The sequence below is a fragment of the Pseudomonas schmalbachii genome (genome assembly GCF_017589465.1).
Taxonomy (GTDB): domain Bacteria; phylum Pseudomonadota; class Gammaproteobacteria; order Pseudomonadales; family Pseudomonadaceae; genus Pseudomonas; species Pseudomonas schmalbachii.
Window position 1 is genome coordinate 101909 of sequence record NZ_JAELYA010000002.1, and the last position, 20833, is coordinate 122741.

At 64.8% G+C, this 20833-nt stretch carries 12 protein-coding genes; 4 read left to right on the top strand and 8 right to left on the bottom strand.

Annotated features, from left to right (window positions below):
• The first annotated feature begins 1 nt into the window (after position 1).
• The 3 genes from JFY56_RS05945 to JFY56_RS05955 all read left to right on the top strand — a co-directional run bounded on the left by JFY56_RS05945 (position 2) and on the right by JFY56_RS05955 (position 8239).
• On the top strand, positions 2-1324 hold the full coding sequence (locus tag JFY56_RS05945; RefSeq protein WP_208312610.1) for a contractile injection system tape measure protein: 1323 nt from the start codon (positions 2-4) through the stop codon (positions 1322-1324).
• Between the two features lie 2 nt (positions 1325-1326).
• Positions 1327-6765 carry an eCIS core domain-containing protein gene (locus tag JFY56_RS05950; protein ID WP_208312611.1) on the top strand — a complete coding sequence of 1813 codons (5439 nt, stop codon included), beginning with the start codon at positions 1327-1329 and terminating at the stop codon, positions 6763-6765.
• A 148-nt stretch (positions 6766-6913) separates the two neighbouring features.
• Entirely contained in the window at positions 6914-8239 is a 1326-nt protein-coding gene (locus tag JFY56_RS05955) for an ATP-binding protein (RefSeq protein WP_208312612.1), read from the top strand.
• 70 nt (positions 8240-8309) lie between these two features.
• On the opposite strand, the gene JFY56_RS05960 is transcribed toward JFY56_RS05955, so the two are convergent.
• From JFY56_RS05960 to JFY56_RS05995, 8 genes are all read right to left on the bottom strand, one after another.
• On the bottom strand, positions 8310-10472 hold the full coding sequence (locus JFY56_RS05960) for a lipase family protein (RefSeq protein WP_208312613.1): 2163 nt from the start codon (positions 10470-10472) through the stop codon (positions 8310-8312).
• 6 nt (positions 10473-10478) lie between these two features.
• Complete coding sequence (locus tag JFY56_RS05965; protein ID WP_208312614.1) at positions 10479-11336, bottom strand: hypothetical protein; 858 nt, start codon at positions 11334-11336, stop codon at positions 10479-10481.
• Entirely contained in the window at positions 11333-12172 is an 840-nt protein-coding gene (locus tag JFY56_RS05970; protein WP_208312615.1) for a DUF4123 domain-containing protein, read from the bottom strand. The genes JFY56_RS05965 and JFY56_RS05970 overlap by 4 nt, the downstream gene beginning before the upstream one ends.
• Positions 12169-14253 carry a type VI secretion system Vgr family protein gene (gene tssI, locus JFY56_RS05975; protein ID WP_208312616.1) on the bottom strand — a complete coding sequence of 695 codons (2085 nt, stop codon included), beginning with the start codon at positions 14251-14253 and terminating at the stop codon, positions 12169-12171. The genes JFY56_RS05970 and tssI overlap by 4 nt, the downstream gene beginning before the upstream one ends.
• Positions 14254-14348: 95 nt before the next feature.
• Positions 14349-14867 carry an Hcp family type VI secretion system effector gene (locus JFY56_RS05980; RefSeq protein ID WP_208312617.1) on the bottom strand — a complete coding sequence of 173 codons (519 nt, stop codon included), beginning with the start codon at positions 14865-14867 and terminating at the stop codon, positions 14349-14351.
• Positions 14868-15188: 321 nt separating this feature from the next.
• Positions 15189-15959 carry an N-acetylmuramidase domain-containing protein gene (locus JFY56_RS05985; RefSeq protein ID WP_208312618.1) on the bottom strand — a complete coding sequence of 257 codons (771 nt, stop codon included), beginning with the start codon at positions 15957-15959 and terminating at the stop codon, positions 15189-15191.
• Positions 15960-16030: 71 nt separating this feature from the next.
• Positions 16031-17461 (bottom strand): MBL fold metallo-hydrolase, encoded by a 1431-nt coding sequence (locus tag JFY56_RS05990; RefSeq protein WP_208312619.1) that lies wholly within the window; start codon positions 17459-17461, stop codon positions 16031-16033.
• A 4-nt stretch (positions 17462-17465) separates the two neighbouring features.
• Positions 17466-19370: a gluzincin family metallopeptidase gene (locus JFY56_RS05995; RefSeq protein ID WP_208312620.1), complete on the bottom strand. Its 1905-nt coding sequence runs from the start codon at positions 19368-19370 to the stop codon at positions 17466-17468.
• Between the two features lie 255 nt (positions 19371-19625).
• Between JFY56_RS05995 and JFY56_RS06000 the strand changes: the two genes are divergently transcribed.
• Positions 19626-20639: a patatin-like phospholipase family protein gene (locus tag JFY56_RS06000; protein WP_208312621.1), complete on the top strand. Its 1014-nt coding sequence runs from the start codon at positions 19626-19628 to the stop codon at positions 20637-20639.
• Positions 20640-20833: the final 194 nt, after the last annotated feature.

The window sequence follows — 20833 nt, forward strand, 5'->3', positions numbered from 1 at the left end:
GATGGCCAGCACGGAGCATCGCATCGGCCGGCTGGTCTTCGACCTCGCAGCGCCGGACCGGGCCGCCCTCGGCGGCTTCGATGCGCTGCTGCGCAACCGTTTCGACTCGGTGATCCTGCCGGCGCTGCAGGCCGCCCTCGACCGCATCGACCGCCCCGGCGAGCTGATCCGCTTCGACCGCGTGGAAATCGACCTGGGCGCCTTCGCCCCGGATGAACTGGACGATGACGAGCTGGCCCGGCGTCTGCTCGAACAACTGTCGGCGGCACTGATACCGCCAGCTCCAGCCGCCGACGAGCCGCCGGATACCGACGAGCTGATCGCCTTCCTGCAGAGCGGCGAACTGCCCTGGGTCGAGCCGGGCAAGGCGCTGGCGATCCTCACCGCCAACCTGCTCGCGCTGGACAGCCACGCCCTGCGCCGTCTGATGGAGCGCCTGCGGCCGCTGCTGATCCGCCGCAGCGCCTCCGAACGGCTGGTGCGCCAGTTGCCCGCCACGCTGGTGCGGCGGCTGTTCCGTACGCTGCTGCCGGAGGCGCTGGAACTGCCGCTGGCCGCCGCCTTCGGCGAGGATACGACGGCACCGGCGGCATCGCTGGAGCTGGTGCCGGGCTCATTGGTCGCCGCGCTGGCCGAGATGATCCGCATCCTGGCCGGTGGCTTGCGCGTGCCCGAGCTGGGCGAAGTGGTCAGCCTCTACGTCGCGCTGGACAACCGCATCGCCATGCCCGCCCTGCCGCCTCCGTCTGCCGTGCTGACGTCCGCTCCCGCCGCGCTTGCCACGGAATCGGCCGAGGCGACGGAACCGGCCACGCACGCCAAACCGCGCCCGGTGCATGCGGCCGGTGCGGTGCTGCTGCATCCGTTCCTCGCCATGTTCTTCGACTGCCTCGGCCTGCTCGCCGGCCCCGGCCGTTTCCGCGACCGCGACGCGCAATGCCGCGCGGTGCTGCTCGCCCATCACCTGGCAACCGGCGCCGAGGAAGCGCCGGAGCCGGAAACCCCGCTGTTCAAGCTGCTCTGCGGCCTGCCCTTCAGTGAACCGCTGCCGCGTCGCATCGAGCTGAGCGAGCACGAGCGCGAGGAGGTCGACGCCCTCCTGCGCAGCGTGATCGGCCATTGGCAACGGCTGGGCAACACCTCGCCCGCCGGCCTGCGCGAAGGCTTCCTCATGCGGCCGGGACGCCTGGAGCGGCGCGGCGATGGCTGGCTGCTCAGCGTCGAATCGAGCGGCATCGACATCCTGCTGCAGGACCTGCCCTGGACGCTGTCGCGGGTGCGCACGCCCTTCATGCAGTCGATGCTCAGCGTGGACTGGCGCTAGCCATGAAGACCGCCGCGTCGCCGCAACACAAGGTCTCCACCAGCGAGGCCAAGGGCGGCGGCGGGGCGCGCAAGCCGTTCTTCAGCAACGTCGCCACGCAGAGCAAGGAGGACGAGCTGCAGGCGCGCATGAAGGTCGGCCGCCCCGGCGACCGCTACGAGCTGGAGGCCGACCGGGTCGCCGACCAGGTGGTCGACGGCAAGCGCGCCGGCGTCGGCCTGGCGGCGGGCGTCACTCCGCTGGCCCAGCGCGTAGCCGAGGAAGGCGAGCCGGAGGAGGAACTGCAGGCCAAGGCTGTCGAGGAAGAGCCGGTCCAGAACAAGTCTCTGGAAGAGAAGGAGGTCCAGGCGAAAGCCGAGGAGGAACCGGAGAAGGTCCAGGCCAAGGCAGAGGAAAAAGAGGAAGTCCAGGCCAGGGAAGAGAAGGACGAAGAAGTACAAGCCAAGGGCGAACAGCCTGACGAAGAACAGGCCCAGGCCAAGGAAGAAGACGAGGAACTGCAGGCCCGCTCCACCGGCGGCGGTGCCTCGCCTTCGACCGAGGTGGCGCGGCAGATCCGCGCCGCCCACGGTGGCGGCAATCCCCTGCCCGGCCCGGTGCGCGAGAAGATGGAAGCGCAGTTCGGCGCCCCACTGGACGGCGTGCGCATCCACACCGACGCCCCCGCCGTACTGCTGGCCCAGTCGCTCAAGGCGCAGGCCTTCACCCGTGGCAATGACATCTTCTTCAACGAGGGCAAGTTCGCCCCGGACTCCCGCTCCGGCCAGCATCTGCTCGCCCACGAACTGACCCACACCATCCAGCAGGGCGCGGTACAGCCCGAGAGCGAGGCCGCCGACAAGGATGTGGTCAGCCTCTCCCCCGCCGAGGATGCCGACAGCTACGAGGTGCGCCCGGAGATCGTCGAGGCGATCCGCCTGGCGCGCGGCGAGATCGGCAAGGTCAATGCGAAGAAGAGCGGCGCCGATGGCAAACGCATCGGCTGGGAGCGCCTGCGCGAGTATTTCTCCACAGCCTTCGGCGGCCCGGTGGTCAGCGAGCAGGTGATCGACAAGATCACCACCATCGAGAAGACCGACGAGAACGGCAAGAAGACACGGATGGACGCGCTGCCGAGCTGGTGCGGCATCTTCACCTGGTGGGCGATGAAGAAGGCCGGCCTGCCGATCCCCAACTGGAAGCTCGGCGCGCCCGCCCTCGACGCCCTCAAGCTGCGCCCCGCCGGCGAGCTGCCGCGCAAGGGCGATATCGCCATCGACGTGCTGCCGAACAACCACTTCGCCATGGTCACCGGCCTGGAGAGCCGCAAGGACGCCGAAGGCAAGCCGCAGAAGCTGACCCGCGTCGCCACCATCAACGGCAACACGGCGGGCGAGGACAATCTCGGCGGCCAGGTGCAGGAACGCTGGCACGAGCTGGAGCACTGGAACCACTTCCTCGACCCGGTGGGCAAGCTCAACCTGCCGCCGGCGCCGATGGTCACGGTGGGCCGCGAGCCGACGGAAATCGCCGAGGCAGGCGCGGAAGCAGCACCGCCCGCCGAAGCGAAGAAGGAGGCGCCGCCGGCAGAAGACCGTGGCCCGACCGTGGATTCCGTCGACCTCGAAAGCGAAGTGCCGCCCCCACCCGGCGACCTGATGGGCGAAGCGCTGCCAGAGCCCGACCTGAGCCTGCCGCCGCCCGCCGACACCGGTCCGGCCGAGCAACTGGCGGTGGTGGAGAAGGCCGACCTGTCGGGCAGTTCCGACGAGGCAACGACGAAATTCATCGACGCCAGCCCGTCAGCCATGGCCGTCACCCAGCCCGAGCTCGGCCCGAGCATCGACGGCAAGATGAAGTCCGAGCAGCAGGAGATTGTGGATAACCCGCCGGTGCTGGAGGCGAAGACCGCCGGTTCGGTGGACGTACCGCTCGCCGGAGCCGAGCAGATACCAATTCCCGGCGATGCCGAGCTTGGCGACGGCGTGAGCGGGCCGGACCCGGGCGACCTGCAGACGGTATCCGAAGGCTCGCCACAACCATTCCGTGGCAATGCCGAGCGCGAGAAGGAGCTGGAGGAAGAGGACTCCGGATCGTTCTGGGACCGTTTCATGAACTTCCTCAGGAAGTTCGTCAAAGGCATCCGCACCACCGACGACAGCATCGACACCTCGGCCGGCGACCGGCCGTCCGTGTCGCTGGCCGGAGAGGCCGATCCCGGGCGCATGGACACCCCGCGCGAGGAAGCCACCACGGCGATGAAGGACCAGCGCGACGCGCAGGTCACGGCGTTCCGCAACAATCCCGGGCAGGCCAATATCCAGCCACGGATGCTCGACGAGCAGCGCCCGGTCGCCGTCTCCCCGGAAGCGGCGGCGACCATCGACCCGCAGGCCGACGACAATGTCGCCGCCTACGCCGCCGCGCCACTGCCGCAGGACGTGCGCGACAACGCCGATGCGCGGATCGCCAAGACCCTCACGCCGAACCTCGCCGAGGCGCGCAGCCAGACGGTGGACGCCGCCACCACCCGCGACACCGACAAGGACCGCGAGATCGACACCGCGCAGGAGGCCGCCGCCCAGCTCAACGCCGACACCGACGCCGCCCAGCGCAAGCTGGTGATCGACAATCGCGGCAAGGTCGCCAAGCTGCAGGGCGACGGCATCGGCGAGGCCTACGAGCACGTCAACGCCTTCAACAAGGACGCCGCCGGCGAGCAGGGCAAGGCGCGCAAGGAGATCGGCGAGCACGTCAAGAGCGAGGAAGGCAAGGCCAAGTCCGAACTGGAACAGGGCGAGAAGGACGCCGAGAAGGAAAAGGTCGAGGGCGAGCGCCAGGCCGCCGAGAAGAAGAAGGAACTGGAAAAGGCGCAGGAAAACGACAGCTGGTGGGACAGGGTCAAGAACGCGATCAAGAAGGCGGTGAAGGTCATCACCGACGCCATCGACAAGGTCTTCACCGCCGTGCGCAACGCGGTGAAGAAGATCATCGAGAAGGTGAAGAACGCCGCGATCAAGCTGATCAACGACGCCCGCAACTGGGTGGTGGACAAGCTCGACAGGTTCCGCGACTGGGCCAAGGACAAGGTCAACACCTACCTGAAGGACACCTTCCCCGGTCTCGCCAAGCGCATCAACGACGGCATCGACTCGGTCACCGATGCCGCCATCGACGGCGTGAACACCGTCGCCGACGCGGCCATCGAGGGCATCACCAAACTCGCCGATGCCCTCGCCGCCGCCCTCGACAAGATCCTCTCGACTTTCCAGACCGCGCTGAAGACTGCCGTGCGAGTGGCCGGCGCGGTCCTCCAGGGCGACTTCGCCGAGGCGCTGCGGGCGGCCATCGAGGGTGCCTGCGAGATCGCCGGGGTGGATTCCAAGCCGGTGTTCGACTTCTTCGACCGCGCCGGCAAGGCGATCATGTCGATCCTCGAAGACCCGGTGGGCTTCATCAAGAAACTGTTCGGCGCGGTCGGCGACGGCCTCGGCAACTTCTTCAAGCACATCAAGAAGCACCTTATCGACGGAGTGATCGGCTGGCTGACCGGCGCCTTGTCCGAGGTCAACCTGACCGGCCCGTTCGAGTTCAGCCCGCGCGGCATCCTCAGCATCGTGCTGCAGGTGCTCGGGCTGACGTACGCCAACATCAAGGCGCGGGTGATCAAGAAGGTGCCTGCCGTGGCGCCGGTGTTCGATCTGGTGGAAAAAGGCTACGAGCTGCTGCTCAAGGTGATCGACGAGGGCCCCGGCGCGCTGTGGGAGGAGATCAAGACCCAGCTTTCCAACCTCAAGGAAACGGTGATGGCAGCCATCCGCAACTGGCTGATCGTCACCGCGATCAAGGAGGGCATCGTCTGGCTGCTGTCGCTGACCAACCCGGCGTCGGCCATCGTCAAGGCGATCAAGCTGGTGTTCGACCTGGTGATGTTCCTCATCGAGCGCTACCAGCAGATCAAGGACTTCATCCTCTCGGTATACGAGGCCGTCGCCGAGGTGGCCGCCGGCAATTTCGCCAAGGTCACCGAGGCGGTGGAGAACGCCCTGGCCCGCTCGGTGCCGGTGCTGATCTCGCTGTTCGCCTCGGTGCTGGGCCTGGGCAACATCGCCAAGCAGGTGAAGAGCGTCATCACCACCATCACCAAGCCGATCAACAAGGCCATCGACTGGGTGGTGGACAAGGCGGTGGCAATCGCGAAAAAGGTGGTGGCGAAGGTCAAGAGCGGCGCGAAGAAGGTCAAGGAAAAGGCCAAGGAGACGGTGCAGAAGATCATCAACTGGTGGAAGACAAAATCCGGCTTCAAGGACGATTCCGGCGAATCCCATACGCTGTCCTACAAGGGGCAGAAGAAGTCGGCCAAGCTCTACGTGGCGAGCAGCAATCCGCTGCAGATCGACGTGTTCCTCAAGCAGCGCCAGAAGGAGGCCAAGGCCGGCAGCCCGGAGCTGACGCTGGTGACACAGGCGCAGAGCTACTACACCACCAACGTGGTGCCCGCCGAGCAGGCGCTGATCGCCGCCGACACCGGCTCGTCGACCGCCAAGAAGACCAAGGGCGTCGAGGACAACAAGAAGCTTGCCGACGCCCTGCAGCAGCACCTCGACCATATGGGCACGACCTATCTCCGGCACATGTTCGGCAGCGGCGCCAAGGACTTCCCGCCACCGAAGCTGCCGGTGATGGCCGACAACGTGAAGGCGCGCAGCTTCAGCGCCGACTACATCGTCAACGCGCCCGGCTACAAGTACCCGGTGCACACCGGCACCTCGTCCACCGCGCACAAGGGCAACCTGCAGGGCTGGACGATGATTCCCAAGCCGCTGCGCGAGAACCAGACCTACGTGCGCATGCACCTGCTGCCGCACAAGCTGGGCGGCGACGCGGTGGACTCCAACCTGACGCCGGCGAACGGGCCGAAGTACAACATTCCCTTCGGCAGCTCGGTCGAGCGCACCGCCAAGCAGAAAGCGGTGGAAGGGCCGCCGGCGCAGATCGAACCGATCTGGTACAGCTTCACCATCGGCTATCACCCGATGGCCGGCGGCGGAGGCGAATCGCCCTGGCCGAACCTGCTCAAGGCCGAGTGGGGAACCTATGAGAAGCGCAATCCGGCCGACAAGGAATGGGTGCGCAAGACCACGCCAGCCGGACAGAAATCGGAGTCGCCGCCGTACCCGACCTTCACCGCGGTCACCCCGGACATCAACGACGCCGACACCACCGCCGGCGAGATCGCCGACGCCGCCGATATCGATCGCGGCTTCGCCGTGCTGATCCTCAATCTGCGCGACGACCTCGGCGGCAGCTTCGGCACCACCCAGGCCAACTTCACCCGCAAGATGAACGACCGCTACATGAACCGCGCCACCGGCGACACCCGGCGCGGCGTGGAGAACTACGAGGCGCGGCTGGACAAGGTCAAGGCGGCGATCAAGGGCGGCAAGCTGCTGCTGAAGTAGGGCGGGTGCAACCCGCCAGTGCGGAGCGGTCATGGCGGGTGGAATGCCGTGCATTGCCCCCTCTCCCTCCGGGAGAGGGCTGGGGTGAGGGGAACCGGCGCACGGGAGATCGGCGGGTTGCACCCGCCCTACGGAACGAGGAAGAACCATGGAAAAACCGATCAGCAACGTCTACCGCGGCCTGGACTTCCTCAGCGCCCTGATCCGCACGCGCCTCGCCGGCGACCAGACCGCCGACCTCACCCTGGAGCTCTACGAGGACGGCTCCGAGCTGGCGAACTTCATCGCCGAACGCGCCCCGGTGTTCGCCGAATACACCGTGCTCCTGCTCGCCCTCGCGCCCCATGTACGACCGGCGCTGCTGGACAACGAAATCCGCGCGGCGCTGGCCCGCGAAGGCGACTTCCCGGAAATCGGCGGCATCCGCGATGCAGACAGCCGCACCTTCCTGCCCACCGGCGAGACCGCCGCCTTTCTCCTCGCCGGCGACGACCTCGATGTGCGTTTCGACGTGCAGGAACTATTCTCCCCCGACCACTGGTTCGCCCGCGAAGGCGTATTGCGCCTGGAGGAAGCGAAGGACGGCGCACCGATCCTTTCCGGACGCATCGTCATGGCCCGCGACTGGGTGGAACGCTTCACCCTCGGCAGCGCCCAGGCGCCCGCCTTCGGCACCCGCTTCCCGGCCCGGCGCATCGCCACGCAACTGGACTGGGACGACCTGATCCTCGAAGCGGAGGTGCAGCAACGTATCGCCGAACTGGAACACTGGGTCCGCCACAGCCGCACCCTGATGCACGACTGGGCCATGGCCGGCCGCCTGCGTCCCGGCTACCGCGTGCTGTTCCACGGCCCGCCCGGCACCGGCAAAACCCTCACCGCCACCCTGCTGGGCAAGGCCACCGGCCGCGACGTCTACCGCGTGGACCTGTCCACCGTGGTGTCGAAATACATCGGCGAAACCGAGAAGAACCTCGCCGCCCTCTTCGACCAGGCGCGCAACCGCGAGTGGATACTGTTCTTCGACGAAGCCGACGCGCTGTTCGGCAAACGCACCAGCGTCAAGGACGCCCACGACCGCTACGCCAACCAGGAAATCAGCTACCTGCTGCAACGGGTGGAGGAATTCGACGGCCTGGTGATCCTCGCTTCCAACTTCCGCACCAACATCGACGACGCCTTCCTGCGCCGCTTCAACGCCATCATCCGCTTCCCCTTCCCCGACGAGGCCGAACGCCAGTCCATCTGGACCCACACCCTGCCCGCCCAGGCGGATCGCGAATGCCTGGCGGCGCAGCTGGCGCGCTTCGAACTGTCCGGCGGCAATATCGTCAACGTAGTCCAGTTCGCCGCCCTGGCGGCCATCGCCAAGGGGCGCAATGCGATCCATCTGGACGAAGCATTGCTGGGGATTCAGCGGGAGTTCGAGAAGGAGGGGAAGGTGTTTCGGAATCTGCTCGAAGAGCAGGGATAGGTTGGTGCCGGGCGGACAGCCCTGAATGAAGTGAAGCCCAACAACGGCGTCGTTGTTGGGCTTCGCAGGCTCAAGCCCGAACCTGCATACCGGAATTTTGGCGGCTGACCGCGGCCACCTCCTCAGCCTTACGGACTTCCCGCTGGCCGAGCCATTCCTGCAGCAGCTCATCCAGCCCTGGATGCTGGCTCAACTCCCCGAACACGCTCTCTGGCGTAACCACCCGTTTGGCCTCCGCCAGAAGACGCTGTTGAGCAATGGAAAGCTTCTGGCGCTGCTCCACACGAAGGCGCTCGGCATGCTCCTTGCCATCCTGATAGAACGCCTGAAGCTGGACTTCGGTCATCCGGTAGAAACGGGTGTCCTGCTGCTGGCGAACCCTCCAGCGAAAAACGCTATACGAAGGGAACTCCCAGCCTGCCAGTTGCTGGTCCAGATGCGTAATTTGCGGCGCGATATCGCTCTTTTCCGCAGGAGTGAACAGCTCACCATCTCGCTCCAGGGCTGCGCGCCAGTGCAGCAGCGTAGTCAGCGCGGCCCGGGTGTAACCGCTGTTGCTGGAGTGTTCATTCATCGAAAACAGTTGCCCGATAAACGAAACCCGTTGCGCCTCGTCGCCCTTCAGATCGACAGCAGCGGCATACAAGGCGCAGGTCTGCTCATCCAGGGCAGCACAGCCCGGCTTCCAGAGGATCGATACCTCGCTTTTTCCCCCAGGCTTGCGTGGCATGAAATAGCGCTGTTCGCCATGGTGCTGATAAGGGTCACCATGCAGGTTGAGCAGCCCGGCAAGCAACAGAGCAATGCCCACCTGCGGCGAGGTGAAAGCCAGCACACTGCCGGGAAGCGCCAGTTTCCATTCCGCATCCATCCAGGTGAACGGCATTGCGGGAATCGGATCGTTGTGATTGACCAATCGATGATGAACGAGCTGCCGGGCCCCTTCGACGAAAGCCTTGTCACCGGCGCGGGGCGCACCGAAGGTATAGAGCAGCACATTGCCGGACCACTCACGCCTCAGCCACTCCGCCAGCAGCAATGCAATGGCGCCTCCCAGGCTGTGGCCGCAGACGATCAGGGTGTGATCCGGTTGGTGGAAGGCTTTCAGATAGGTAGTGATGAACTTCTTCACTTCCAAGAATGATTCATAGAAACCCCGATGTGCTTGCCCTTCCCCTTCGGCATAGGGCACCTGCCTGGCATCCCCATCCCGAAGTATGTCGGCTCTCCCCAGGGTGCCACGGATCGAGACCACCACCACTTTGTCGTTATGGGTGATGAAAGCCTGGGTATTGGTGTCCTTGTGGTTGAGAAAATGCACTTTCTCCGGCAGATCCCATCCATCCCTGGCCTCGGCGGCGTAGCGCTCAGGATCGTAAGGCACGATCTCCAGGCGCTTCGAATACGGCACCTCCTCACAGAGCAGGTGATAGGGACCGGCATCGTCGAACAGGGTCGGTTTCTTCAGGCATGCCAGCTCCGCTCGCAGTACACAGCCGATACGGCCCGGCCGATTGTAGGGCGGCTTCTGCGGCTCATACTCTTCGGAGTCATCCTGATTGTTGAAACTGGCGTAGGAAAGCACGCTCATCAAACCGAGGTGGTAAGCATCCAGCGCACAGAACTCCCTGGCGCACGACAACAGCGGGCTGTAGGCTCGCAGCGCCTTGACCTCCAGCACATGGTGGCGGTTGGGAGCGAGGGCAACTCCGGGCTGCCTGGCGGCTTCGCCTGCCGCCTTTTTCAGATTTGGGGACGAGCGCGGCTGCCAGCGCTCATCAGGGTCCGGCAGATGCTTGTTGGCTTCGACGAAATCGCTGACTTCCACACGAAGGAAATTCGCTTTCTCACTCTCGGCACGTTCCTCAGCCAAGTAGGTTTTGCCATTTCTACGAGGGCCGCTGGGGGATCGTTCGGCGGCGACCTGGATAGCAGAAATAGTGAGCGGAAACTTCTCTCTGTTGGCAATTATCGAATACCACCGATCACCTCCTTTGTAATCATCCGAGACAGATAACACTGAAGGCCCGCAATATATGTTTACTACACGAGCATAACCTTCATTATCGAGAGCTCCGATGTACGTTTGCCCCTGGGCATCATGAAGCTGATACGTCAGTCCAGCATAGGGTTGACCATCACCATTCTCATCCACCAAACGAAAACTCACCCATTGACCACGCAATGGGCACGTCAACGCTACAACCTTGTCCTGACTATCTTGATCTTTCATCCCTGATCACTCCGTACAACGTGGATAAGTCGTACAGGTTCGGCCATTCATTTCGAATGTTTTGAAAACTGGCGGAACACCACAAAGCTCCTCAAGCTTGCTTCCCCAACGTCCGGTACAGGGCTTCCAGCCTGCTTCTGTTTTTAACCAAAAGTCATGCATATAGGGTGTTTCTTCGGAAGCCACCCTGAAAACGAACCGAAGCCTTTTACCTGCCAAATGGTCTCTAATCACATATGCCCCCGCCCCCTTACAAAACAACAGCTTGTCTATCTGGCCAAATCTTGATTTAGCGCTACTTAATTTGAAGGACCATTCACACTCGGGATATCTGCTTAATGTTCCGTCTACTTGGAAGTCAGGAGTTCCTGCGGGAAGCGTTCTCACCAGTACAAGTCCGCCATTGGCATATGACTGCTGCCAATCTTCCTTGCCGAAACGGCCCTCGACATAGAAGTCCACGCTATCCAGCGTCATGGCGCATAAGCCCTTGCTGTAACGCAGTGGGATACGCACACTCCCCGTGTGGGGCTTGTCCTGGAAGTCGATCTGCAAGTCCTTGCCGAACTGCCGCCTCATTGGCTTCCCTGTTTCCAGATTGCGCTCTTGGCAGGAGGGCGATTTGTCCCCGCTATACCCGGTCAATACCCTCAAAGCAAAGTCGGCGGGTAACTCGGCGGTAATGGTGAACGTCTCGCTGCCGCTGCGAAGCGTGGGCGCCAATATCGCCTCCTGCGCTCCGGCAGCCACCCAACTGCAGCCCTCCAACAGAGCCAAAGCAAATGCCGCAATAGCGCAACACATAGGAGCCCGTGCACTACTCTTGGCCGTACTCAGACGCCCCGATCTGCTCTGCCCTTTCATGATTGGACATCTCCTTTGAAGCTATTCAGACAGCGTCGAAAGTGCTGGTCCGGAGTCTCGCCGGAAATTGGTTGCCAGCCAGGATGACGCGCCAATTCAAGGTTCAAGGCGCTGCGAAGAAGAAACTGCATTTCCTCATCGGCGTGCCATTGCCACTCCCTGGCCCTTGCCAATTGCTCATCCATCCAGCCGTCGAAATCGCGAGTCTGTAGAAGGCTCGCTAATGGCTCGGCATGGTTCTCCCAGAGCCAGAGGGTCAGGTTGTGGCGTTGAATGCTTTCCGCTACAGGTTGCGGCTCGGGCAGGCTCCACCATGGCGCCGGAACGGGAGCCGGATACAAGCTGGGGTGTGGGTTTTCAATGCGTTGCCAGGCCTGTCCGTCCCAGCCTAGAACGCTCGTCAGCGGACCTAGCAACACTGCGCGCTCATCTGGAGTCAGGGCCAACAAGTGCCGTGCAATCACCCGGTTGTCCTGGAAGCGGTAGAGCGAGCGCTGTCCGGCGCTGCCGATCACCAGGCGCTCACGCCAGTGCTGTTCCAGGGCCTGCATGTCGAAATGCTCGATACTGGCCAGCCACCCCCAGTTGCGCTGCGGCTCCTGCAACAACGCCTGAATGGCCTCCGCATTCGCATTGCCGATACGTATCAGCCAAGGACCGACATCCGCCAGGTCGGCAAACTCGCTGTTGCCATAGAGGTTGATGTAGTCCTGCATCAGATCCGCGCGGAACAACTCCTGGATGGGATTGGGTTCCGCCAGGCTATCGATGACCAGCAGCAACTCACGATGCCGGGCAGCTTGTTCACGCAGCCACTCATGCACGGGCGCACTCATGCGGAAACTCCTGTTTCACAGAAACCTTCCCGACAGGCTTCACAGATCGGACAGCGGCTGGCAGCCATCTGGCGTGCCCGGCGCACCATCAGCAATTGAGCATTCGCCAGAGCCGGCCTTGACTGGGCACCTGCCCTGTCAGCATCCGCCTGCTGCAACAGCCCCGGCAGCAATGGCGCAGCCGGCGTCCCCACACCCGGACTGCCCCCACTGTTGATCTTCACCATCGGCCCACTGATGGTGATGCCGCTTGGGTCGAGTTTGATGAAGCTGCCGCCGGTCTTGAGGGTCAGTTCGCTGCCGGCTTCGAGGACGACCTTGAGGCCGCTGCACAGGTGGATTTCCTGCCCGGCCTCGACGAACTGCCCAGTGCCGATCTTCACGTGCTGCTGGTTGCTCACGGTCAGATGATCGTCGGCGCGGACCTCGACCTTGCGGTCGCCGTGGGTGGTGCGGTGTTCCTCGGCCTTCAGTTCGCTGTAGCTGTTGGCTTCCACCGTGTCGTGGCGTTCGTGGCCGACGCGGATCTTCTGGTCGTGTTCGATGTTCTCGTCCCAGTCGCGCTGGGCGTGGATGAAGATCTGTTCGCGACCCTTGCGGTCCTCGATGCGCAGTTCGTTGTAGCCGCCGCCACCCGGTGAGCTGAGGGTCTTGAATACACTGCGGGTCTGGTTGGCCGGCAGGTCGTAGGGCACGGCGTTGAGCTTGTGGTACAGGCAGCCGCTGACCAGCGGCTGGTCGGGGTCGCCTTCGAGGAAGCTGACCAGCACTTCCATGCCGACCCGCGGGATGGCGATGGCGCCGTAGCGGTCACCGGCCCAGCTCGACGACACGCGCAGCCAGCAACTGGTCCTCTCGTCGCCCTGGCCTTCGCGATCCCAGTGGAATTGCACCTTGATCCGGCCGTAGCGGTCGCAGTGGATTTCCTCGCCGGCGGGTCCGGTGACCACGGCGCTCTGGCTGCCGAGGATGCGCGGTTTGGGATGGGCCAGCGGGGGACGGAAGATGGCGTCCCAGGGGGTGGCGAGGAAGCGGTTGCGGTAGCCCTGGGTGAAGTCGTTGTCAGCTCCCGCACCGGGCGAGGGGAATATCGTGCCTTCTTCCAGCACCTGCGGTTGCTTGCCTTCGTGGATGACTTCCGTGAGCAGCCAGAGATCGTTCCACTCCGGGCGGGGATGTTGCTGCAGCGGCAGGAAATGCCCGCTGACCAGCAATGGCTGGTCGCTCTGCCCGTCGAGCAGGCGGTAGTCGCTGCGGTGACGCTCCAGGGCGCGGCGGGCCAGGTGCTTGCCGCGCTCGCCGCTGGTGAAGCGGCCGGGATAGTCGTAGTCCTCCAGGTCCGGCAGTGCCTCGCTGCGGGCCTGGCCCTGCAGGCGCAGGCGCGGTTGCTCGAAGTCGTAGTCGCGGCGGCTGACGCGGCTGCTGCGGGTTTCCAGACGCTGGCCGAGGCGCTTGATCACCGGGGTATCGGCGACCAGTCCGCTGTCCTGCTGGTAGGCCACCGGAGCCAGTTTAGGGAACACTGTCTGGTCGTCGCCGAACACCAGCACATGGCCGCTGGCGCTGTGCTGGAAGTGGTAGTGAATACCCTCTTCCTCGCACAGGCGCTGGATGAAGTGCAGGACGGATTCGTCGTACTGGGTGCAGTATTCGCGTTCGGGATAGGCCGAGCCGAGCTGGAAACGGTAGGCGTCGGCGAGGATGCCGTGCTCCTCCAGCACCCGGGCGACGATCTGCGGCACCGTCAGTTGCTGGAAGATGCGCTGGTTGATGCGATGGGCGAGGTAGGCCAGGCGCGGGACCAGGGTCAGGCGGTAGCGGGTCAGGCGCCGGCCGGAATCGCCCTGGCCGATCTGGTGAATCTGTCCGTGGATGCCCGCACCCGACGGCGACATCTGCAGGTAAGCCGACTTGTGCAGCAGGCTTTCCAGATCCAGGTCGGGGCGTTCGCTGACCAGTTCGAGGTCGAAACGGTAGGGCTGGCTGATCGCTTCCCGGCCATGGAATTCGAGGACCTGCAGGTCATGCGCCAGGCCGTCGATGGTCAGGGTGAAATGGGCTTGGTTGGCGGGGGCGAACATCCGTTGTTCCTCCGGCGGCTGACAGTACGGCCGGCACGAGGCCGGCCGTTCCGAAGCCTGCCCTGCCGGTCATGGCAAGGCAGGGGCGACCCGGCTCAGGCCGAGATCGGCGTGCGCCAGTCGTCGGAGCCGGAAGTGCCGGAGACTTCATGGGTCCAGACGATCTTGCGGTAGGTGAAGTAGACGTCTTCCAGATGGGTGAAGTGGGCCAGGCCCGGGTCCTGGCAGTTCGGCATGCGCGACTGCACGTCGACGATCACCGCGTCTTCCAGTTCGATGGTGAAGTAGTGCTCCTGGGTGCCGGTGGCGGAGGTGCGGTACCACTCCAGGCGGCACTTGTTCAGGCGTTCGCCGGAGGTCAGGGCGTTGAAGATCAGCGGCGAGGACTTGTCGAAGACCTTGGTGATCATCAGCGGTTTGTGCACACGCTGGCCGGTCGGCTGGCCGGACTGCGGATCGCGCGGGATGATGACCTGGTGGTTGAAGGCCTGCACGAGGATCTGGTCTTCGTGGCCTTCCTGGAAGATGTTGCCCACCGAGTCCTCGGTGAAGGTGCCGGCGGTGATCAGGCCCTGCTTGGTGCCTTCGAGGGACAGGTACGCGGGTGTTGGCATGAAAGCTCTCCTTGCCTTGAGAAAGTGATGTGCCGTGAGATCAACGGGGTGTTGATTGGCCACTTCCGACTGACAAGCTTCATGCCATCCGCCAATTAATCTTTGCAGGTCAAACGGTTGCACCAAAAGGGAAAAGGCATCCGGTCATTTTTCATCCAGGAACCGCAAAAAGCTGCACAAGAAGTTGCGTCGGCCACGCAAGTTCTTGCGCACCCGGCTGGAAGCCTCAGCTGCAGTGAATCGGAGAGAGGCCTGCCCAACGAAAGCTGCGCAAGAAATTGCGGCTATGGCGGCGTTGGGCTTCGCAAGCTCAGCGCCAACCTACGGAAACGCCTTCTCCACCAACCGCTCCAGCGTGTCCTGGTCCAGCAGCCCGGTTTCGGCCAGCCCCTCCTGCTCCTGGAAGCGGATCAGCGCCGAGAAGGTGCGGCGGCCGCGGATGCCGTCGATGGGGCCGGGGTCCATGCCGAGGTATTGCAGGGCAGCCTGGGCGGTGCGCAGGCTGAGGTCGGGGAGCATCACCTTGAACTTGGCGTGGGCGGCGGCCAGGCGGCTGTCGTATTCGTTGCGCTTGAATTCCGGGCCGTTGTAGCCGCGGGCGAAGGACACCCAGTTGTTGCGCTGCAGGGCGCCGGCCAGGTTGTTGCCCTTGATGAAGTTGGCCATGGCCAGCAGTTGTGAGTTCTCGTCCTTGACCATGGCGGCGACCAGCTTGTCGGTCGAGGTGAAGCCGGCGACCTTGAAGTTGAAGCCCATGACCTGGCCGATGCCCCAGGAGGCGCTCTGCAATGCCGCGGTCTTGTCCAGCTTCATGGCCTTTTCCAGCCGCCCGTATTCGCCGGCGCCGCCGATGTAGCCGCCGGCCTTGGGATGGCTGATGTCGGCGTTGCCGGCGTCATGCGCGCCCTTGGTCAGCCGGTGGAAGACGTGGCGTTCGAAGAGGATCTGCGGGCGGCGGTCGGTGAGGAAGCCGAAGCCGCGCGTCTCGACCGTCAGCACGGCCCAGACTTCCGATTCGGTGATGCCCAGCGTGTCGCAGACCTCATCCATGCCCTCGTCGCTCAACGGACGGCCCTTGCCTTGAAAGTTCACGATCGCCTCCAGCCCCTCAGGGGCCTGTCAGGTTGGCGACGTCCGTGTCCGCATTCCTCGCCGCGCGTGCCTCAATCGGCGCCCAGCGAGCACTGGTAGGTGATGTCCAGTTCGACCCACAGCCCATCGTCCGCATAACGCAGGCGTGCCGGCTTCTTCAGGTCGGTAGGCGCGGCGGCGAAGGCGTCCAGCTCGGCCTGCGGATCGCTGTCGCCGCTCAGTACACGGCCCGAGGTGCGCTCCAGCAGCGCGTGGAGCAGCTCGGGGAACGGCATGTTCCAGTCGTTGCCCTTGGCGACTTCGGCGACCACCGGGATCATCGCCACCAGGCGCGAGTCGGTCATCTTCTCCAGGCCCAGTTCGCGCAGCGTGGCGTTGTGGCTGCAGTGGTGGCCGACCTTGTACAGCGTGACCCGCGAGAGGATGTCGTCGCGGGTCACCGGCGCCGCGTAATCAGCGGCAGGTTCGCGGGGATAGGTCTGGTCGCCCCAGGACAGCCAGTTGCCCACCTGCGCGTCGCCGGGGAACAGCAGCACCTGGCCGTCGGGCAGTTCGAAGGCCAGCACCAGGCTGGTGTTGTTGGTATCGGAGTCCATCTTCAGCGCCAGTGTTTCCGCGCTGTCCAGCCATTCCCGCTCGATCCGCCGCCATTGGTTGCCTTCGTGGAAATAGCGCTGCTCGATGCTTGCCGCCTTGCCGCTGACCTGCGCACCCCGCTCCACTTCGTCGAGGTCGCGCCGGTGCGGCTTGGCGAACGGCAGGTCGGCGATCAGCGGCGGCTCCTTCAGCACCCGCCGGGCGCGATCTTCCAGCGCCAGCGCTTCTTCCCCATCGGTGAGGTAGACCTCCTTGGCGGCGCCCTTGGAAGGGGCATCCTTGCGCAGGCTCTTTTCGCTGCGCGGCGGCCCCATCACCATCGCGCTCAGCAGGGGCAGGCGCACGGGCTGGACCACGTCGCCCGGCTCCAGGTAGCGCGTCGCGCGGGGGCCGGCCTTGTCCTTGAGCAGGTCGATGGTTTTCTTCTTCGTCTTGTCCAGCGGCAGCGGCTCGATGAACGCCGCCAGTCCCTTCACGGTGTCGATGCGCGGGTCATCCATGCCGGTGAGCTGCACGACCTTGGCCAGCGCGCTCTTGCTCTTGTCGAAGCGCTCGTGCAGGGCGATCGCCTGGGGATCGTTGGGGTTCTCGGTCCAGGCCATCCAGAGTTCGTGGATGGTGAAGTCGGTGCCGAAGAAGCGCTCCTTCTCGTAGCTGAAGCCGGAGAGATGGTCGTGGTGCTCGTGGGTCAGCACCACCAGGTCGAGGTCGCCGCCGGTGGTCTGGTGGAGGTCCTCGACGATGCGCTTCATCAGCTCCCGGGCGCCCTGCACGCCCTGCAGCACGCCGCAGTCGATGAGGATGTTGCGCCACTTCTGGCCGTCCTGCTGGCGCAGCAGGAAGCAGTCGCCGAGGATGCCCCGGTACATCCGCACGGTGACTTCGCCGATCGCACATTGGCGCATGGCATCAGACTCCCCGGTGGGTCATGGCGAAGGGATTGTCGTCGTCCCGCACGCCACGGTAGGTCATGGCCAGTCCGTTGCTGCCGACTTGCAGGAAGCGCCGATGGTCCTTCAGCCGGTCATCGTCGTCGATGCGCTTGCGGATCACATAGCGCAACGCTCCGTCGCGCAGATCGATGATCAGGGTCGCGCCGCCACGGAAGATGAAGTCGCCGTCCTCGTGCCGCTCCAGTGCCTCGGCATCGCGCCGCTGCTGGTACTCGGCGTCGAAATAGCCCTCGCGCTTCTGCGTCACCTCGACGATCAGCTGGCGCAGGTCCTGGCCTTCCGGACCGGAGCGCCGCGACGAACGCACCGCGTGGACCTCCACCGCCGGCGCATCGCCTACCCGGTTCGGGCGCAGCGTGCCGAGCACATGGGTCGCGCTTTCCGAAACCAGGAACACCCCCAGCGCCTGCTCCCATTCGGAGCGCTCGCCCTTGCATTCCATCAGCCACTGCCAGATTCGCAGGCGGTTGTCCTCGGCCTGCTCGTAGCTCTTGGCGCGGCGGTACTGCGGCGTCAGGTCGAGGCGGACGTTGCCGACCCGGTCGGTCGAGGCCACCGCCAGCCGCAGCGCGGCCAGCTTGCCGGTCGGCGTCTGCCAGAGCAGGCTGTCCGGCGCCAGCGACAGGGTCTTGTCCGGCAGGATGCCGCGCCGGCGGAAGGCCTGGATCATCGCCAGCCGGTAGTTCAGCGGGTCGTTGGGCACCAGGTCGGTATCGGCGGTGATGATCGCGCGCAGGTACTCGCCGAAACGCACGTCCACCGGCGGCAGGTAGTCCAGCGCGCGGATGCACATGCGCAGCACATGATCGGCGGTCTTCACCGCCTCGTGGGTCAGCCGGGTGACCAGTTCGTTGGGCAGCGCCTTGTGCGTGCCATCGACGCCGGCCAGGCGGAACAGATCGGCGGTGCGCTGCTGGTAGATGGTGACGAAGGCATCGAACACCGCCGCCACCAGGATGGCGCCGCGCTCGTGGGGTTCGTTGAGCTTCGCCAGGCGGGTCGGGTCGGGCTGGCCGTCCGTCTTGTCGTCGATTGCCTCGCGCAGCGCCGCGTAGCGTCCGGTGGCCTCGCCGAACTGGCGGGCCAGGCCGCTCAGCCAGGTACGCTCGCTGAGATCGCCACGGCGGGAGGCGAGCTGGCTGGAGACGGCCTCGGGCAGGGTGAAGTGCATCAGCAGGGCGACGATGTCAGCGAAGGCTTCGTGGAAGGCCAGGCTGTCGATGCTGGTCGGCTCGCGATAGCGCCGGTGCAGGCCGTCGAGGATGGCGTGGGTGGTTTCGTGGGCGATGATGTCGTGGGACAGCGCGGTGAACACCCAGCCGCCCGGCAGGTTGACCCCCGGATCGGTCAGCGAGGCCTTGAAGTAGCCGAACAGCAGCGCCTTCTTGTCGGGGCTGTAGTAGGCGTTGGCCTCGCGCAGGGCGTGCGGGTAGATGCGCAGCTTCTCCACCCGCTTGTAGGTGGTCCGGCCATTCACCGTCAGCTTGCGGTCGGCCCAGAAGATCCGCCGCCCCAGCGCGCGCTCGAAGACCTTGATGGTCTTCATCGCCACGGCGAACACCATCTGCTGGTGGAAGCGCGGATCGCCCTCGGACGGCGGCAGGCCGTCCTGCGCCAGGACGTGGGGATGGTTGAGGTCCAGCGGCTCGTAGAACTGCCCGCTGGCGGGGTCGATGTCGATGACTTCCAGGTATTCGTTGGTCGGGCCGGGAGTGACCGGTGCCTCCCAGCGCGCCTCCCAGGGAATCTCGATGGTGGCGTGGCTGATCTGCGCCGTTTCCATCAGCGTCGCGGCCTGCGGGTCGAAGGCATAGACCCGCAACTTGCGCATCGCCGGTGTCGGATAGTCTGACTTCGCCATGCGCTGCCTCCTTGCCTGATCAGGCCAATGCACGCATGACTCCCAGCGCGCACGGCACTGCGGCTGCGCGGTGGAAGATTTCGATGACAACTCTCTGACGGAGTGAAGAACCATCGGCAGGCAGTGTCAAAAACTCCACCTAGAATTACGACGTAAGGTCACCGGAGTGTCTGGCACGGGCAACGCAGGGCAATTTGCCAGCATTCTCCACGCTCTCCGGCGATGCCCATCTGCCACGACTCGGAGGGCCGGGAAATGTCCATTCAGATCAACGGTGCGGCGAAGCGTATCGGTCTTGCACTTTCGGGCGGCGGCTTCCGCGCGGCCGCCTTCCATCTCGGCGTGATGCGCCAGCTCGCGGCGCTCGGCCTGCTGGACAAGCTGGACCTGCTGACCTGCGTGAGCGGCGGCAGCATCGCCGGGGCGACGGTGGCGCTGAACTGGACGAAGCCGGACAAGCTGGACCTGCTGGATCAGTACCTGCGCACGAAGTCCATCGCGGTGTCCTCGGTGCTCGGCGGCGTGATCGATCCGTTCTCGTCGCGCATCGAGAAGCTCGCGGAGTCGTACGACACGCATCTGTTCCAGGGGCGGAAGATGTCGTCGCTCAGCGGCGGCCCGCGCATCTATCTCAATGCGACCAACCTGGCCACCGGCAACCTGTTCTTCTTCGTTGCAGGCGGCGGCAAGGACACCGAGATGGGCGAGCACGAACTCGGCGTCGCCTCGGCCACCAGCTTCCCCATCAGCCACGCGGTCGCCGCCTCCTCGGCCTTCCCGCCGGTGTTCCCGCCCCTGCGCCTCGATCCGGCGGTCTATCCACACGCGTCGGACGTCGATTACGTGACGCTCACCGACGGCGGCGTCTACGACAACATGGGCGTGAACCCGCTGCTGCGCGACCGCAACGCGCTGGACTACGTGATCGTCAGCGACGGCGGCAAGCCGTTCGCCATCGACAACCGGCCCACCGAATCCGGCGCCATCGTCCTCAAGGAAGGGCTGAACATCATGATGGAGCAGGTCCGCGGCCTGGAATTCGACCGCCTGCAACACCGCCACCTGGCCGGCAAGGGACCGAAGCCGATGTGGTTCTCCATCGACAGCCGGATCGGCGAAGCACAGGCCGGCGACGCAGCGTTCGCCTCGGCGATCGATACCAACCTGCGCAAGCTGTCGAGCGAGGAAATGGCCGTGCTGACCCGCCATGGCGCGGCGCTGGTGAAGGCACGGATCACGCAGTACGCGCCGGAACTGCTCGCGCCGTGATTCCGGAACATCCGGCAAGGCGCTCCCTCGCTCATGCAGAACGTAGGGTGGAAAACGGCGAAACGGATGGCCGCCCCACCTTTCCACCATCAGGCGCGATGCGACGGGGCGGTGGACAATCTTCGCGTTGTCCACCCTACGAGCCGCTCGCGAAGCTTTTGCGCTGCTGGCTGGCGATTCGCGGGCATGGCCCG

Coding starts and splice junctions, on each gene's coding strand:
- JFY56_RS05995 (WP_208312620.1), bottom strand. CDS start 19,370: ATGGCGAAGTCAGACTATCCGACACCGGCGATGCGCAAGTTGCGGGTC.
- JFY56_RS05970 (WP_208312615.1), bottom strand. CDS start 12,172: ATGAGTGCGCCCGTGCATGAGTGGCTGCGTGAACAAGCTGCCCGGCAT.
- JFY56_RS05945 (WP_208312610.1), top strand. CDS start 2: ATGGCCAGCACGGAGCATCGCATCGGCCGGCTGGTCTTCGACCTCGCA.
- JFY56_RS06000 (WP_208312621.1), top strand. CDS start 19,626: ATGTCCATTCAGATCAACGGTGCGGCGAAGCGTATCGGTCTTGCACTT.
- JFY56_RS05950 (WP_208312611.1), top strand. CDS start 1,327: ATGAAGACCGCCGCGTCGCCGCAACACAAGGTCTCCACCAGCGAGGCC.
- JFY56_RS05980 (WP_208312617.1), bottom strand. CDS start 14,867: ATGCCAACACCCGCGTACCTGTCCCTCGAAGGCACCAAGCAGGGCCTG.
- tssI (WP_208312616.1), bottom strand. CDS start 14,253: ATGTTCGCCCCCGCCAACCAAGCCCATTTCACCCTGACCATCGACGGC.
- JFY56_RS05960 (WP_208312613.1), bottom strand. CDS start 10,472: ATGAAAGATCAAGATAGTCAGGACAAGGTTGTAGCGTTGACGTGCCCA.
- JFY56_RS05990 (WP_208312619.1), bottom strand. CDS start 17,461: ATGCGCCAATGTGCGATCGGCGAAGTCACCGTGCGGATGTACCGGGGC.
- JFY56_RS05955 (WP_208312612.1), top strand. CDS start 6,914: ATGGAAAAACCGATCAGCAACGTCTACCGCGGCCTGGACTTCCTCAGC.
- JFY56_RS05965 (WP_208312614.1), bottom strand. CDS start 11,336: ATGAAAGGGCAGAGCAGATCGGGGCGTCTGAGTACGGCCAAGAGTAGT.